This window comes from Rhizobium sp. CSW-27, assembly GCF_018760785.1.
Classification (GTDB): domain Bacteria; phylum Pseudomonadota; class Alphaproteobacteria; order Rhizobiales; family Rhizobiaceae; genus Neorhizobium.
Window position 1 is genome coordinate 77,414 of record NZ_JAHHZO010000001.1, and the last position, 12,356, is coordinate 89,769.

Here is a 12,356-nt window from a genome sequence, read left to right on the forward strand (position 1 = left end):
AGGCCGCCGGGCAGGCTTTTGCACGCTCCGGCACAAAAGACTTGCCCGCGAAACCGAGTCAGCCTCACTATTCCCGGATCAAACAGGAGAGTGACCGATGCGCGTTTGCCGAATGATGCCCCTCGTTGTCCCCTTCGCGGCAGGCCTGGCGCTTGCCGCCGGCCCCTCGCTTGCCCAGCAGGCCTCCGATACGGTTGCGCCGGAAAAGGCGACGGCGATCGTCACGGCAAAACGGGTCGAGACAGGATCGTTCATGGTCGCTGCCGCCAATCCGCTGGCGGCAGAGGCCGGGCGCCGCATTCTCGAACGGGGCGGAAACGCGATCGATGCGCTGGTGGCGGTGCAGACGGTGCTGGGCCTTGTCGAACCACAGAGCTCCGGCCTCGGCGGCGGCGCCTTCCTCGTCTATTACGACGCGGCATCGAAGACGCTCACCACCTTCGACGGGCGCGAGACCGCTCCGATGGCCGCGACGCCGCAGCTGTTCCTCGACGACAAGGGCCAGCCGCTGAAGTTCATGGATGCGGTGGTCGGCGGTCGCTCGGTTGGAACGCCCGGCACGGTGCGGCTGATGGAGGACGTGCACAAGCGGTTCGGCCAGCTTGCCTGGGCGGATCTGTTTGCGCCGGCAGAAGAACTGGCGCGTGACGGCTTTGCCGTCTCGCCGCGCCTTGCGGCACTGGTGGCGGGCGAAGGCGACAAGCTGAAACGGTATGCAGGCCCGCGTGGCTATTTCTTCGGCCCCGACGGGGCACCGCTGAAGGCCGGCACCATTCTCAGGAACCCCGACTATGCCGCAACGCTTGACGCCATTGCCAGGGATAGCGCGGACGCCTTCTATACCGGGCCGATCGCCGAGGCGATCGTAAAGACCGTGCGCGAGGCGGAAGGCAATCCGGGCGTTCTCTCGCTCACCGATCTTGCCCAGTATACGACGAAGGAGCGCCCGCCGGTCTGCGTGACCTACCGCGCGCTGGATGTCTGCGGCATGGGACCGCCCTCCTCCGGCGCGGTTGCCGTGGGCCAGATGCTCGGCATGCTGGAGAACTTCGACCTCAAGGGCCTCGGCCCTGACAACGTGCAGAGCTGGCGGCTGATCGGCGATGCGCAGCGCCTGGCCTTTGCCGATCGCGAACGCTATCTCGCCGACACCGATTTCGTACCGTCGCCGATCAAGGGGCTCATCTCCAAGGACTATCTGGGTGAGCGGGCCAGGCTGCTGGATGGCGACAAGGCCCTTCCGGCAGATCAGGTGAAGGCCGGCGAGCCGACCTGGGACCATGCGCTGCTGTTCGGCCGCGATGCGGCCATCGAACTGCCCTCCACCAGCCATTTCGTCATCGTAGACAAGGCCGGCAATGTCGTCTCCATGACGACGACCATCGAGAACGGCTTCGGCTCGCGGCTGATGACCGGCGGCTTCCTGCTCAACAACGAACTGACCGACTTCTCCTTCAAGACCCATGACAAGGGCGTGCCGGTGGCCAACCGTGTCGAGCCGGGAAAACGTCCGCGCTCTTCCATGGCGCCCACCATCGTCATGAAGGACGGCAAGCCGCTGCTTGCCATCGGTTCGCCGGGCGGCAGCCAGATCATCGGCTATGTGGCGCAGGCGCTCGTCGCCTATGTCGACTGGAACATGCCGGTGGAGCAGATTGTCGCACAGCCGCACCTGATAAACCGGTTCGGGCGATACGACATCGAAGCGGGCACCGCCGCCGAACGCCTTGCCGAACCACTGAAGGCGCTGGGCTACGAGGTGAAGGCCGGCGAGATGAATTCCGGGCTGCAGGCCATCGAGATCACCTCCGGCGGCCTTGCGGGAAGCGCCGACCCGCGGCGCGAGGGTGTGGCTGTCGGGGAGTGATCGCAAAACCCGCTTTTCTTGGCACGCAAGATATCCTACCCAATCGGGCATGACACAGCTGCCCGATTTCCTCCACATCGACCCCGCCACCCGCCGGGTCTCGCTCGATGCCCGCAACCCCGCCTTTTACGGCGATCCGAACCGCGCTTACGCAGCGCTGCATGCGCACTGTCCGACCTTCTACTGGGAGGAGCAGAGGCAGTGGTTCTTCTGCGGTTATGACCATGTGAACGCGCTTCTGCGCGACCGCCGTTTCGGCCGGCAGATCCTGCATATTGCAAGCCGCGAGGAACTGGGCCTGCCGGAGCCTGCCGCCCATACCGCGCATTTCGATCTTGCCGAGCGCCACTCCCTTCTGGAGATCGAACCGCCGGAACACACGCGGCTGCGCACGCTCGTCAACCGCGCCTTCGTTTCGCGGCATGTGGAGAAGATGAGCGGCGAGATCGAGGCACTTGCCAATCGCCTGATCGATCGATTCGAGGCAGACGGGCAGACGGAACTGCTCTCCTCTTTCGCCGACATCATCCCGGTCACGATGATTGCCCGGATGATCGGCATTCCGGAAGAGATGGGGCCACAGCTTCTCAAATGGAGCCATGATTACGTCGGCATGTACATGTTCAAGCGCTCCCGCGCCGACGAGGAGGCCGCGGATCGCTCGGCGAAGGAATTTGCCGATTACGTGAAGACGGTGATTGCCGAGCGTCGGGCAAACCCGCGCGACGACCTTTTGAGCCATATGATCCATACCGAGCACAAGGGCCAGTTGCTGACCGAGGACGAGCTGGTCTCCACCACAATCGTGCTTCTGAACGCCGGCCATGAGGCGACCGTGCACCAGATCGGCAATTCGGTGCGGGTCATCCTCGAAAGCGGGCTTGATCCGCAGGCGATGTTTGCCGATGCCGCGGCAACCGAACGCACCGTCGAGGAAACCCTGCGCATCTGCGCGCCGGTGCACATTTTCCAGCGCTGGGCACTGGAAGATGTCGAGGTGGATGGCGTTTCCCTCAAGCGCGGCGACAAGGTGAGCCTCATCCTCGCTGCCGCCAATCTCGATCCGAAGAAATTCCCCGATCCGCTGACCTTCAAGCCGGAGCGGAACGAGGGCGTCAATCTCTCCTTCGGCGCCGGCATCCATTTCTGCATCGGCGCGCCGCTGGCGAGGCTCGAGCTCAACATCGTGCTGCCGCTGCTGTTCAAGCGGCTGCCGGGGCTCAGGATTGCCGAGAGGCCTGTCGTGAAGGACGTCTATCATTTCCACGGACTGGAGCGGCTGGATCTGGCGTGGTGAGCAGATCCTTCCCTTTTCTCATCGCGAGCGTATAATTTCCGGAGGGAAACAGGACGCTCCTCATGTCGGTCAGAACATCAGGTGATATGCGCAGGGTTGCATCCGGTGGCGGCACCGGCCGCTCGCAAACCCGGCTTGACCAGAGCGAGATCGATCTTGTGGTGGAGGCGCTGGAAACGAGCGACCGCCGGACCACGGAGCAAGCCCTTGCGAACATCGAAACAGCAACGGAGCGCAGGCGCCGTCCCGGCCGGTTCAAAGGCCGTCTTCTTGTGGGCGAGGAATTCTTCGAGCCGCTGTCAGCGGAGATTCTGCAGGATTTTGACGGTGCTTGAAGTATCTGCTGGATACTCACACGTTGCTCTGGTGGCTCGCCGACAGCCCGCAGCTATCGCCTGCAGCCATCAGGCTGATAGAAGACAACGACAATGACATCTACGTCAGCGCAGCATCAGCCTGGGAGGTAACCACCAAATGGGTGCGGGGCAAACTGCCCTCTGCCGTGCTGCTGCTTCCTGATTTTGCCGCTGTGGTCACCGAAGAAGGTTTCCTGGAACTGCCGGTGACGAGCGTCCACATGGTGCGCAGTTGCCTGCTGCCGGGCGTGCATCGTGACCCGTTCGACCGTATTATTGCGGCACAGGCGATCCAGGAGGGAATGGGCTTGATCTCGACGGATGAGAAGATTGCCGAGTTTGGCATCGTTCTGCACTGGTAGGCAGCGAGGTTTGATCTCGTCACCTCTCGTGAAAAGAGCCGAAGGCGTGTGTTCTCACCAAGCGATCCAGGAGTTGCAGCATGCGCCACGTTTCGATTGCCGAAGCAAAAGAAAAGTTCGACGAACTGATCAGGCTCGTGCGTGCCGGGGAGACGGTTGTTCTAACCGAAGGTAGCCGCGACATCCTTGAGATGAAGGCTGCGCCGGCGCCGATGAAGCCCGTCGATATCGACGCGCTGCAGCGGGACTTGGCGGAACTGCGTGCCTCAATGAAAGGCTTCACGCTCGAGGAACTGGCGGAATTCCGACGTGAAGGCCAAAAGGGCTGATGCGCTTCATGATCGATGCGTCGTAACGGCGTGCTGGCATCGCTTGCGGCGAATGCGGCCTAAAGCCGGATCACATAGTCCTTGCGAGTTGTTTCAACCACTTCCCAGGTGCCCTTGAAGCCAGGTCGGAGGATCAGGCGGTCCCCTGCCCTGAGGTGAACCGGCTCGCCGCCCTCTTCCGTGACGATCGAATAGCCGTCGAGGATGTGGAAATATTCCCACTCATCGTAGGAGATCCGCCATTTTCCGGGCGTCGACTGCCAGATGCCGGCATAGAGACCGCCTTCCGCCTCCTCGATGTTCCAGGTGGTGAAACGCGGATCGCCCGAGATCAGGCGGTCCGGCGCCGGCGCGCCCTCTTCCGGGGTGATGGCGGACAGATCGAAGGAGAGAAAACGAGACATCGGCGGGCTCCGGTGAGGGAGGCGGCGCCTGCTGCGCCGCCTCCTTGAGTTCTTAGACTTTCGCCAGCGACTGTTCCAGATCGGCAATTATGTCGGCAACATCCTCGATGCCGATGGAGAGGCGCACGACATCCGGGCCGGCACCAGCCGCGACCTGCTGTTCCGGCGTCAGCTGCCGGTGCGTGGTCGAGGCCGGGTGGATGACCAGCGAGCGCGTGTCGCCGATATTGGCGAGATGCGAGAAGAGTTTGAGCCCTTCGACAAAATTCTTGCCCGCCTCATAACCGCCCTTCAGGCCGAAGGTGAAAACGGCACCGGCACCGGACGGCGAGTAACGCTGCTGCAGCGCGTGGTTCGGATGGTCTTCCAGGCCGGCATAATGCACCCAGGAAACCTTCTCATGCGCCTTCAGCCAGCTGGCAACCGCGGCGGCATTGTCGCAATGGCGCTGCATGCGCAGCGACAAAGTCTCGATGCCGGTCAGGATCATGAAGGCGTTGAACGGCGAGATCGCCGGGCCGAGATCGCGAAGGCCGAGCACGCGGCAGGCGATTGCGAAGGCGAAGTTGCCAAAGGTCTGGTGCAGCACGACGCCGGCATATTCCGGCCGCGGTTCCGACAGCATCGGATATTTGCCCGACGCCGACCAGTCGAAGGTGCCGCCATCGACGATAATGCCGCCCATGGAATTGCCATGGCCGCCGAGGAACTTTGTGAGCGAATGGACGACGATATCGGCGCCATGCTCCAGCGGTCGCACCAGATAGGGGCTCGCCATGGTGTTGTCGACGATGAGCGGCAGGCCATGCGCCTGGGCGACCTCGGCAATCGCGGCGATATCGACGAAGGTGCCGCCGGGATTGGCGAGGCTCTCGATGAAGAAACCGCGGGTGTTTTCGTCCACCTGAGACGCAAAACTGGCCGGATCGGCGGGATCGGCCCAGCGCACCTCCCAGCCGAAATTTTTGAAGGCATGGCCGAACTGGTTGATCGAACCGCCATAAAGCCGCTTCGCCGCAACGAAATTGCAGCCCGGCTGCATGATCGTGTGGAAGACCAGCATCTGCGCCGCATGACCGGAGGCGACCGCAAGCGCTGCAGTGCCGCCTTCGAGCGCCGCCACCTTTTCCTCGAGCACCGCCTGGGTCGGGTTCATGATGCGGGTATAGATATTGCCGAACTGCTGCAGGCCGAAGAGGGCCGCCGCATGATCGGCGTTCTCGAAGACGAAGGAGGTGGTCTGGTAGATGGGCGTGGCGCGTGCGCCGGTGGCCGGATCCGGTTTGGCGCCGGCATGGATGGCGAGCGTCGAAAAGCCCGGATTCTGATCGGTCATGATATATCCTCCCTCATGGTTTTCCTCATGACATTGTCGTCATGGCAAGGCCTGACCGGCCTTCCGCTGAAAACTATAGCCGCCGATCCCGCCTGCGCCCAGCAGACAGGCGATGCGATCCGTTCGCCGCTCGAGATTTTTTTGCCCGCAGGATCGCGGCCCGGAGAAAAGATGACCGGCGAACGGATTTTGACCAGGATCAAGGCCGATTGCCCGCGGGGTGGCATGGTCATGACGAACACTTCAATCGCTGGAGCACCGCCATGACCATGAACGACGCGAATTCCCATCTTGGACAGCGGGTCCGCAAGCAGCTCGTCGACTGGTATTCCGACCTGCGCATCCGCCACGAGGAGGAGCGCTCGCTGCTGAATCTCGACGCCGAAAGCCGCCGCCAGCTGGCGGAAGACTGTAATGTCGCCATTGACCGGCTGCTGGACGTGGTGCGCGCCGGGCCGCATGGCGCCGACGAGATGGAGCAGATGCTGAAGGCGCTGCACATCGATCCGGTCGATCTGCAGACCCACCTGCCGGACCTGTTCCGCGACATGCAGGTGACCTGTGCCACCTGCGGCCACAAGGGACGCTGCCGCCACGAACTGGAAGACGGCAGCGCCGCGGTGACCTTCGGCGAATACTGCGCCAATGCGCAGGCGCTGAACGTGATGCGGGCGGAACCGCCGCTGCTGCGCGAATAAGCCAGAAGAAACGACACGACAGACTGGGGCGGCGAACGGGCCGCCCCTTTTTTGTCCGGGGCCTCGAAGGGCGACGACGGCGCGACCGCCGCTTTGTGCCGTTCCAGGGTTCAGTGGCGCCCGACGAGCCGCGGATATTCGATCGCCGGGCAGCGATCCTGCACGACCTGGATGCCGGCGGCCTCGGCCCTTGCCGCGGCGGCATCGTCGCGCACGCCGAGCTGGGTCCAGATCACCTTCGGCGGCACATCCAGCGCGAGGGCCTCGTCCACCACCGCTCCCACATGCTCGGAGGCGCGGAACACATCGACCATGTCGACGGGATCGGGAATATCCGCCAGCCGGCCATAGACCGCGCGGCCGAGAATGGTCTTGCCCGCCTGCCCCGGATTGACCGGAATGACCTGGTAGCCCTTCGACAGCAGGAAGCCCATCACGCCATGGCTCGGCCGCGACGGATTGGGGGATGCGCCGACCACCGCAATGGTTTTGACCGTCTTCAGGATGTCTGCAACATAACCGTCTTCATATCGATCGTGATTCATCGCGGCGTCCTCCACAGTCGGCCCTTGGCCTTGCCACAGTCTGCGCTAGTTCCATTCCGGGATCCCTAACAGGACATTTAAGATGCGACCGACACTTCCGGCAATCCTCACCCTGCTGTCTTTCGGCCTGTCGCCGGCAACGCCCGCCGGCGCGATCTCCCGCTATACATCCACCGGCCTGACCTGCAGCGAGGTCCAGTCGCGCATCGCCGAGGAAGGCGCCGTGATCCTGCGCTACAGCGGCCGCCAGGGCATTCCGCTCTATGACCGTTACGTGGCTTCGGGCCGCCAGTGCTCCTACGGTGAATTCGCCAAGGCTGCGACGGTTCCCACCGCCGACCGGCAGAACTGCCCGGTGCGCCATTGCGAGCGGCGGCCGGATCCGCAAGACTGCCGGAACTTCCTTGAGCCCGGCTGTTTCGGCCTCGAATGAGCCCCTTGCCGCCCCCACAGAGCCACGCAAGGCCGGATTATTTTGTGGTATCATAAAACCACATAATCAAGCTATTGTTTTCTAATGATTATTTTCAGAGGCACCGGATCGAGCGATCTTGACCGGATTTCAGCACATCCGTATAAGCCGCGCCAGGATGCATGGTGCCCGCGGTACCCGGCGTCCTGCGGCCCGCACGGGCCAAACCAAGCAACAAGAAACGCCCGTTGCCGAGGGTCACCTCGCTTCGGGATCACCAAAGAAGAGAGCACATATGTCTACCTTCGTACAGAAGCCCGCCGAGGTGGAGAAGAAGTGGGTGCTGATCGACGCCGAGGGTCTCGTCGTCGGCCGTCTCGCCACCATCATCGCAAACCGTCTGCGCGGCAAGCACAAGGCCACCTACACGCCTCACGTTGACGACGGCGACAACGTCATCGTCATCAATGCCGACAAGGTCGTCTTCACCGGCAAGAAGTACACCGACAAGAAGTACTACTGGCACACCGGCTATCCGGGTGGCATCAAGGAGCGTACCGCACGCGCCATCATCGAAGGCCGCTTCCCGGAGCGCGTCCTTGAAAAGGCCGTCGAGCGCATGATTCCGCGCGGCCCGCTCGGCCGTCGCCAGATGAAGAACCTGCGCGTTTACGCTGGCACCAACCACCCGCACGAAGCACAGCAGCCGGTCGTTCTCGACGTGGCCAAGCTGTCCAACAAGAACACACGGAGCGCCTGATCATGGCTGACCTTTCTTCCCTCAAGGACCTCGGCACGGCCGCCCAGGCTTCCGCTCCGGTTCACGAGCGCAAGGTTGACTCGCTCGGCCGCTCCTACGCAACCGGCAAGCGCAAGAACGCCGTTGCCCGCGTATGGGTCAAGGCTGGCTCGGGCAAGATCATCATCAACGGCAAGGACTACTCGGCCTACTTCGCCCGTCCGGTCCTGCAGATGATCCTGCAGCAGCCGATCGTCGCGTCTGCCCGCACCGGTCAGTTCGACATCGTTGCCACGGTTGCCGGCGGCGGCCTTTCCGGCCAGGCCGGTGCCGTTCGTCACGGCATCTCCAAGGCACTGACCTACTTCGAACCGGGCCTGCGCTCCGTTCTGAAGAAGGGCGGCTTCCTGACCCGCGACAGCCGCGTTGTCGAGCGCAAGAAGTACGGCAAGGCCAAGGCCCGTCGTTCCTACCAGTTCTCCAAGCGTTAATCCGCAAGGGATACCGGTTTCCGGAATCGGAAAAGGCGGGGCCTCGGCTCCGCCTTTTTTTTGTTGCGCCTGTGCTTGTTGCCGGACTTGTCCTGCGGTTCGCGTCACGCCTGAGACGGCGACAGCCGCGATCTGTCAGCCGAGGAAATCCACCGCGCCGCTGTCCAAGTCGTAGCGACCATGGACGACCCTGACCTTGCCGTGATGGACGAGTTCGGCGACGATCGGGCTTTCGGCCGCGATCTTCTGCGCCGTCAGCCGGGCATTTTCACGCACCGTGTTGTCGATGAAATCCCCCTCCTTGCCGCGCATGGCCAGCGCCGCCGGCACGATGGCCTCCACCATCGGGCCGATCGAGCCCGGCAGCTTCGTACCCTTTTCCGCAATCTCGCAGGCCGCCGACACGGCGCCGCAACGCTCGTGGCCGAGAACGAGGATCAGCGGCGTGCCGAGATGTTCGACGGCATATTCGATCGAGCCCATGGTGGCGGTATCGGCCATGTTGCCGGCATTGCGGCAGACGAAAAGATCGCCGAGAGCGGCGCCGCCAAACACCAGTTCCGGCGCGACGCGGCTATCGGCGCAGGCCAGCACCACGGCCCAGGGGCTCTGGCCCTTGGCGACGGTTTCCCGCGTGCGGGCCATATCGGCAACACAGACTTCCGGCGCCTTCTGGTATTTCAGATTGCCGGCCTTCAGTTTTTCCAGCGCCTGGTCCGGCGTCAGCGTCGTGGCGGCGGCGGCCGGCCGGACAAGCCCGAGGCCTGCGGTCGACAGCGCCCCCAGCCCCAGCGTTGCGCCGGTGGCAAGGCGGAAGAAACCGCGCCGGCTCATGTTCAGACAGGTGATGCACATGTTTGGGTCCCTTCCTCCAAATCACAGGAAGTTTACCTGACGTGATGACCAAGGCAATTGGTCACCGCAAGAAGAGGGCGCCAAAATCGAGAATATTTCGACCAGGCCTAAGACTATCTAAAACTATAAAATGATCACAAATCGGATAAGTATTTGGCAGGAGACATCACCAGCAGATGAACACCTCGGTCGACCGCTCCTCACAGCAGGAAGGCCGTCGCACGCCGTGTGCCACCCATCAGCATTTGGAACTTGTCCATCATCGCCTTTTCGGCATCCTTTCGCAGTCCAGATGACCGGAAACCGCCCGATGCAGCCGACCGCCTTTGCCGAATTGCCCGACCCGCCCTATTACGTCGTCACCTTTGCCTCGCAGCGTACCGATGGCGACAAAGGCTATGGCGCGATGGCCGATGCCATGCTGGCGCTTGCCGAGCAGCAACCGGGCTTTCTCGGCGCCGAGAGTGCACGCGGCGCTGACGGCTTCGGCATCACCAATTCCTACTGGCGCGATGCAGCCAGCATCCGCGCCTGGAAGCAGGTGGTCGATCATCTTGCCGCACAACAGCGTGGACGGCAGGACTGGTATCGGCAATATGCGGTGCGCGTCGGCGTCATCGAGCGCGCCTATGGTTTTGCCCGCCCCGAGCCAGCGATGGCGACAGAGGGCAACCACATTGAAAGTGACTGAGCCATGGCCTCGAAATCCATAGACAACGCCTTTACCGCCAGAAGCCTGCGGGGTGCCGCGACCGATCCGACCTATGCCGGTGCGCTGTCCTTCATGCGGCGTCCCTTCACCAAAATGATCGAGGGCGCCGACGCCGTGGTGCTGGGCATCCCCTTCGATGCGGCCGTTTCGAACCGCCCCGGCGCCCGTTTCGGACCGCAGGCGATCCGCCGGGCGTCGGCCATTTTCGACAATGACCCGCAATATCCCTTTGCCCGCGACCTGTTCGAGACCATGGCGGTGGCCGATTACGGCGACGTGCTGCTGGACTATGGCAACCACCGGGAGACGCCGGAGCGCATCGAGCGGCACGCCGCCGAGATCCTTTCGACCGGCGCCTATCTGCTGGGGCTCGGCGGCGATCACTTCGTGACCTGGCCGCTCCTGAAGGCCCATGCGGCAAAGCACGGTCCGCTGGCGCTGGTGCATTTCGATGCACATCAGGACACCTGGGACGATGACGGCGAGCGCATCGACCACGGCTCCTTCGTGGCGCGTGCCGTGCGCGAGGGCGTGATCGATGCCCCCCGCTCCATACAGATCGGCATCCGCACGCAAGCGCCGGAGGATTTCGGCATCCGCATCCTGCATGGCCATCAGGTGGAGGACATGAGCGCGCAGGCCATCGCCGACGCGATCATCGATCATGTCGGCAGCGTTCCCTGCTACCTCACCTTCGACATCGACTGCCTTGATCCGGCCTTTGCGCCGGGAACCGGCACGCCGGTCGCCGGCGGCCCCTCCTCGGCGAAGATCCTCTCGGTGCTGCGCAAGCTGGGCGGCCTCGACATACGCGGCTCCGACGTGGTCGAGGTGGCACCGGCCTATGACCATGCCGACATCACCGCCATTGCCGGTGCGACGGTCGCCATGTATATGCTGGGTCTTAGGGCCGAGCGTCTTGCAGCGGGCCGTTAACAAACTGAATCAAGCCGCGGATAAACTGAGTCCGCAACCCCGGTTAAACCCCTGATTTTCTGGATAAAGACATGAGCGCGAAAATCTTCATCGATGGCGAACACGGAACCACGGGCCTGCAGATCCGCACCCGCATGGCCGGCCGCCGCGATGTGGAACTGCTGTCGATCCCGGAAGCCGAGCGCCGCAACGCGGCGATGCGCGAGGACCTGCTGAACAGCGCAGACATCGCCATTCTCTGCCTGCCGGACGATGCCTCGCGCGAGGCGGTCTCCATGCTCTCGGGCAACAACCGGGTGCGCATCATCGACACCTCGACCGCCTACCGGGTCGCCGAGGACTGGGCCTATGGCTTTGCCGAGATGGACAAGGCGCAGGCAGACAGAATCCGCTCCGCACGTTGCGTCGCAAATCCCGGCTGCTACCCGACCGGCGCCATCGGCCTCATCCGTCCGCTGCGCGCGGCCGGTCTGCTGCCGGACGGCTATCCCGTCACGGTCAATGCCGTCTCCGGCTATACGGGTGGCGGCAAGCAGATGATCGCCCAGATGGAGGACCAGAGCCGCGAGGACGCGATCAGCGCCAACAATTTCCTCTATGGCCTGACACTGAAGCACAAGCACGTGCCCGAGATGAAGATGCATGGCCTGCTGGACCGTGCACCCCTCTTCTCGCCCTCCGTCGGCCGTTTCGCACAGGGCATGATCGTGCAGGTGCCGGTCTTCCTCGATGACCTGAAGGAGGGCGCGACGCTGGAGAGCATTCACGCCGCCCTTGTTGCCCATTACGAGGGCCAGGACATCGTGCAGGTCGTGCCGCTTGCCGAAAGCAGCACGCTTGCCCGCATCGATGCCGAGGAACTCGCCGGCCAGGATACGATGAAACTCTTCGTGTTCGGCACGCCGGGCGGCGCGCATGTCAACCTCGTCGCCCTGCTCGACAATCTCGGCAAGGGCGCCTCGGGTGCCGCGGTGCAGAACATGGACCTGATGCTTTCGGCCTGAGACATCACGCAAA

At 63.3% G+C, this 12,356-nt stretch carries 17 protein-coding genes; 13 read left to right on the forward strand and 4 right to left on the reverse strand.

Features of this window, described 5'->3' with window-relative positions; genetic code table 11:
* The first annotated feature begins 115 nt into the window (after nucleotides 1–115).
* From ggt to KLP42_RS00400, 5 genes are all read left to right on the forward strand, one after another.
* Nucleotides 116–1,867, forward strand: a complete 1,752-nt coding sequence (ggt, locus tag KLP42_RS00380; protein WP_502941259.1) for a gamma-glutamyltransferase — start codon at nucleotides 116–118, stop codon at nucleotides 1,865–1,867.
* A 49-nt stretch (nucleotides 1,868–1,916) separates the two neighbouring features.
* Entirely contained in the window at nucleotides 1,917–3,164 is a 1,248-nt protein-coding gene (locus tag KLP42_RS00385) for a cytochrome P450 (protein ID WP_215563738.1), read from the forward strand.
* Nucleotides 3,165–3,226: 62 nt separating this feature from the next.
* Nucleotides 3,227–3,499, forward strand: a complete 273-nt coding sequence (locus tag KLP42_RS00390) for a hypothetical protein (protein ID WP_215563740.1) — start codon at nucleotides 3,227–3,229, stop codon at nucleotides 3,497–3,499.
* On the forward strand, nucleotides 3,496–3,882 hold the full coding sequence (locus tag KLP42_RS00395) for a type II toxin-antitoxin system VapC family toxin (protein WP_215563742.1): 387 nt from the start codon (nucleotides 3,496–3,498) through the stop codon (nucleotides 3,880–3,882). The genes KLP42_RS00390 and KLP42_RS00395 overlap by 4 nt, the downstream gene beginning before the upstream one ends.
* Before the next feature lie 80 nt (nucleotides 3,883–3,962).
* Nucleotides 3,963–4,211 (forward strand): type II toxin-antitoxin system Phd/YefM family antitoxin, encoded by a 249-nt coding sequence (locus KLP42_RS00400; RefSeq protein ID WP_215563744.1) that lies wholly within the window; start codon nucleotides 3,963–3,965, stop codon nucleotides 4,209–4,211.
* Between the two features lie 59 nt (nucleotides 4,212–4,270).
* Here the strand turns inward: KLP42_RS00400 and KLP42_RS00405 are convergent, their stop codons facing one another.
* Together KLP42_RS00405 and KLP42_RS00410 are read right to left on the reverse strand one after the other, a co-directional pair.
* Nucleotides 4,271–4,615, reverse strand: a complete 345-nt coding sequence (locus KLP42_RS00405; protein WP_215563746.1) for a cupin domain-containing protein — start codon at nucleotides 4,613–4,615, stop codon at nucleotides 4,271–4,273.
* A gap of 52 nt (nucleotides 4,616–4,667) precedes the next feature.
* Nucleotides 4,668–5,951 (reverse strand): O-acetylhomoserine aminocarboxypropyltransferase, encoded by a 1,284-nt coding sequence (locus KLP42_RS00410; protein ID WP_215563748.1) that lies wholly within the window; start codon nucleotides 5,949–5,951, stop codon nucleotides 4,668–4,670.
* 15 nt (nucleotides 5,952–5,966) lie between these two features.
* On the opposite strand from KLP42_RS00410, the gene KLP42_RS00415 reads away from it, so the two are divergent.
* Nucleotides 5,967–6,218 (forward strand): hypothetical protein, encoded by a 252-nt coding sequence (locus tag KLP42_RS00415; RefSeq protein WP_215563750.1) that lies wholly within the window; start codon nucleotides 5,967–5,969, stop codon nucleotides 6,216–6,218.
* Entirely contained in the window at nucleotides 6,215–6,649 is a 435-nt protein-coding gene (locus KLP42_RS00420) for a DUF6455 family protein (protein WP_215563752.1), read from the forward strand. The genes KLP42_RS00415 and KLP42_RS00420 overlap by 4 nt, the downstream gene beginning before the upstream one ends.
* A 110-nt stretch (nucleotides 6,650–6,759) precedes the next feature.
* On the opposite strand, the gene KLP42_RS00425 is transcribed toward KLP42_RS00420, so the two are convergent.
* A complete protein-coding gene (locus KLP42_RS00425; RefSeq protein ID WP_215563754.1) occupies nucleotides 6,760–7,194 on the reverse strand; it encodes a CoA-binding protein in 435 nt (144 codons plus the stop codon).
* A gap of 82 nt (nucleotides 7,195–7,276) precedes the next feature.
* On the opposite strand from KLP42_RS00425, the gene KLP42_RS00430 reads away from it, so the two are divergent.
* From KLP42_RS00430 to rpsI, 3 genes are all read left to right on the forward strand, one after another.
* A complete protein-coding gene (locus tag KLP42_RS00430) occupies nucleotides 7,277–7,627 on the forward strand; it encodes a hypothetical protein (RefSeq protein ID WP_215563756.1) in 351 nt (116 codons plus the stop codon).
* 274 nt (nucleotides 7,628–7,901) lie between these two features.
* Nucleotides 7,902–8,366 carry a 50S ribosomal protein L13 gene (gene rplM / locus KLP42_RS00435; RefSeq protein ID WP_215563758.1) on the forward strand — a complete coding sequence of 155 codons (465 nt, stop codon included), beginning with the start codon at nucleotides 7,902–7,904 and terminating at the stop codon, nucleotides 8,364–8,366.
* A 2-nt stretch (nucleotides 8,367–8,368) separates the two neighbouring features.
* Nucleotides 8,369–8,836 (forward strand): 30S ribosomal protein S9, encoded by a 468-nt coding sequence (gene rpsI / locus KLP42_RS00440; RefSeq protein WP_215563759.1) that lies wholly within the window; start codon nucleotides 8,369–8,371, stop codon nucleotides 8,834–8,836.
* Nucleotides 8,837–8,971: 135 nt separating this feature from the next.
* Here the strand turns inward: rpsI and KLP42_RS00445 are convergent, their stop codons facing one another.
* Nucleotides 8,972–9,691 carry a carbonic anhydrase gene (locus KLP42_RS00445; protein WP_215563760.1) on the reverse strand — a complete coding sequence of 240 codons (720 nt, stop codon included), beginning with the start codon at nucleotides 9,689–9,691 and terminating at the stop codon, nucleotides 8,972–8,974.
* A 292-nt stretch (nucleotides 9,692–9,983) separates the two neighbouring features.
* Between KLP42_RS00445 and KLP42_RS00450 the strand changes: the two genes are divergently transcribed.
* The 3 genes from KLP42_RS00450 to argC all read left to right on the forward strand — a co-directional run bounded on the left by KLP42_RS00450 (nucleotide 9,984) and on the right by argC (nucleotide 12,343).
* Complete coding sequence (locus KLP42_RS00450) at nucleotides 9,984–10,382, forward strand: antibiotic biosynthesis monooxygenase family protein (RefSeq protein WP_252192681.1); 399 nt, start codon at nucleotides 9,984–9,986, stop codon at nucleotides 10,380–10,382.
* A gap of 3 nt (nucleotides 10,383–10,385) precedes the next feature.
* A complete protein-coding gene (gene speB / locus KLP42_RS00455; protein ID WP_215563762.1) occupies nucleotides 10,386–11,339 on the forward strand; it encodes an agmatinase in 954 nt (317 codons plus the stop codon).
* A 71-nt stretch (nucleotides 11,340–11,410) separates the two neighbouring features.
* The gene (gene argC, locus KLP42_RS00460; protein ID WP_215563764.1) at nucleotides 11,411–12,343 is read left to right on the forward strand and encodes an N-acetyl-gamma-glutamyl-phosphate reductase; all 933 of its coding nucleotides are present in this window, start codon (nucleotides 11,411–11,413) and stop codon (nucleotides 12,341–12,343) included.
* Nucleotides 12,344–12,356 lie beyond the last annotated feature (13 nt).

What these genes read in the sequence shown, in the direction of transcription:
- KLP42_RS00405 (WP_215563746.1), bottom strand. Translation starts at nt 4,615, where the DNA reads ATGTCTCGTTTTCTCTCCTTCGATCTGTCCGCCATCACCCCGGAAGAG.
- KLP42_RS00400 (WP_215563744.1), top strand. Translation starts at nt 3,963, where the DNA reads ATGCGCCACGTTTCGATTGCCGAAGCAAAAGAAAAGTTCGACGAACTG.
- KLP42_RS00430 (WP_215563756.1), top strand. Translation starts at nt 7,277, where the DNA reads ATGCGACCGACACTTCCGGCAATCCTCACCCTGCTGTCTTTCGGCCTG.
- KLP42_RS00425 (WP_215563754.1), bottom strand. Translation starts at nt 7,194, where the DNA reads ATGAATCACGATCGATATGAAGACGGTTATGTTGCAGACATCCTGAAG.
- ggt (WP_502941259.1), top strand. Translation starts at nt 116, where the DNA reads ATGCCCCTCGTTGTCCCCTTCGCGGCAGGCCTGGCGCTTGCCGCCGGC.
- KLP42_RS00385 (WP_215563738.1), top strand. Translation starts at nt 1,917, where the DNA reads ATGACACAGCTGCCCGATTTCCTCCACATCGACCCCGCCACCCGCCGG.
- rpsI (WP_215563759.1), top strand. Translation starts at nt 8,369, where the DNA reads ATGGCTGACCTTTCTTCCCTCAAGGACCTCGGCACGGCCGCCCAGGCT.
- argC (WP_215563764.1), top strand. Translation starts at nt 11,411, where the DNA reads ATGAGCGCGAAAATCTTCATCGATGGCGAACACGGAACCACGGGCCTG.
- speB (WP_215563762.1), top strand. Translation starts at nt 10,386, where the DNA reads ATGGCCTCGAAATCCATAGACAACGCCTTTACCGCCAGAAGCCTGCGG.
- KLP42_RS00450 (WP_252192681.1), top strand. Translation starts at nt 9,984, where the DNA reads ATGACCGGAAACCGCCCGATGCAGCCGACCGCCTTTGCCGAATTGCCC.
- KLP42_RS00390 (WP_215563740.1), top strand. Translation starts at nt 3,227, where the DNA reads ATGTCGGTCAGAACATCAGGTGATATGCGCAGGGTTGCATCCGGTGGC.
- KLP42_RS00415 (WP_215563750.1), top strand. Translation starts at nt 5,967, where the DNA reads ATGGTTTTCCTCATGACATTGTCGTCATGGCAAGGCCTGACCGGCCTT.
- KLP42_RS00420 (WP_215563752.1), top strand. Translation starts at nt 6,215, where the DNA reads ATGACCATGAACGACGCGAATTCCCATCTTGGACAGCGGGTCCGCAAG.
- rplM (WP_215563758.1), top strand. Translation starts at nt 7,902, where the DNA reads ATGTCTACCTTCGTACAGAAGCCCGCCGAGGTGGAGAAGAAGTGGGTG.
- KLP42_RS00445 (WP_215563760.1), bottom strand. Translation starts at nt 9,691, where the DNA reads ATGTGCATCACCTGTCTGAACATGAGCCGGCGCGGTTTCTTCCGCCTT.
- KLP42_RS00410 (WP_215563748.1), bottom strand. Translation starts at nt 5,951, where the DNA reads ATGACCGATCAGAATCCGGGCTTTTCGACGCTCGCCATCCATGCCGGC.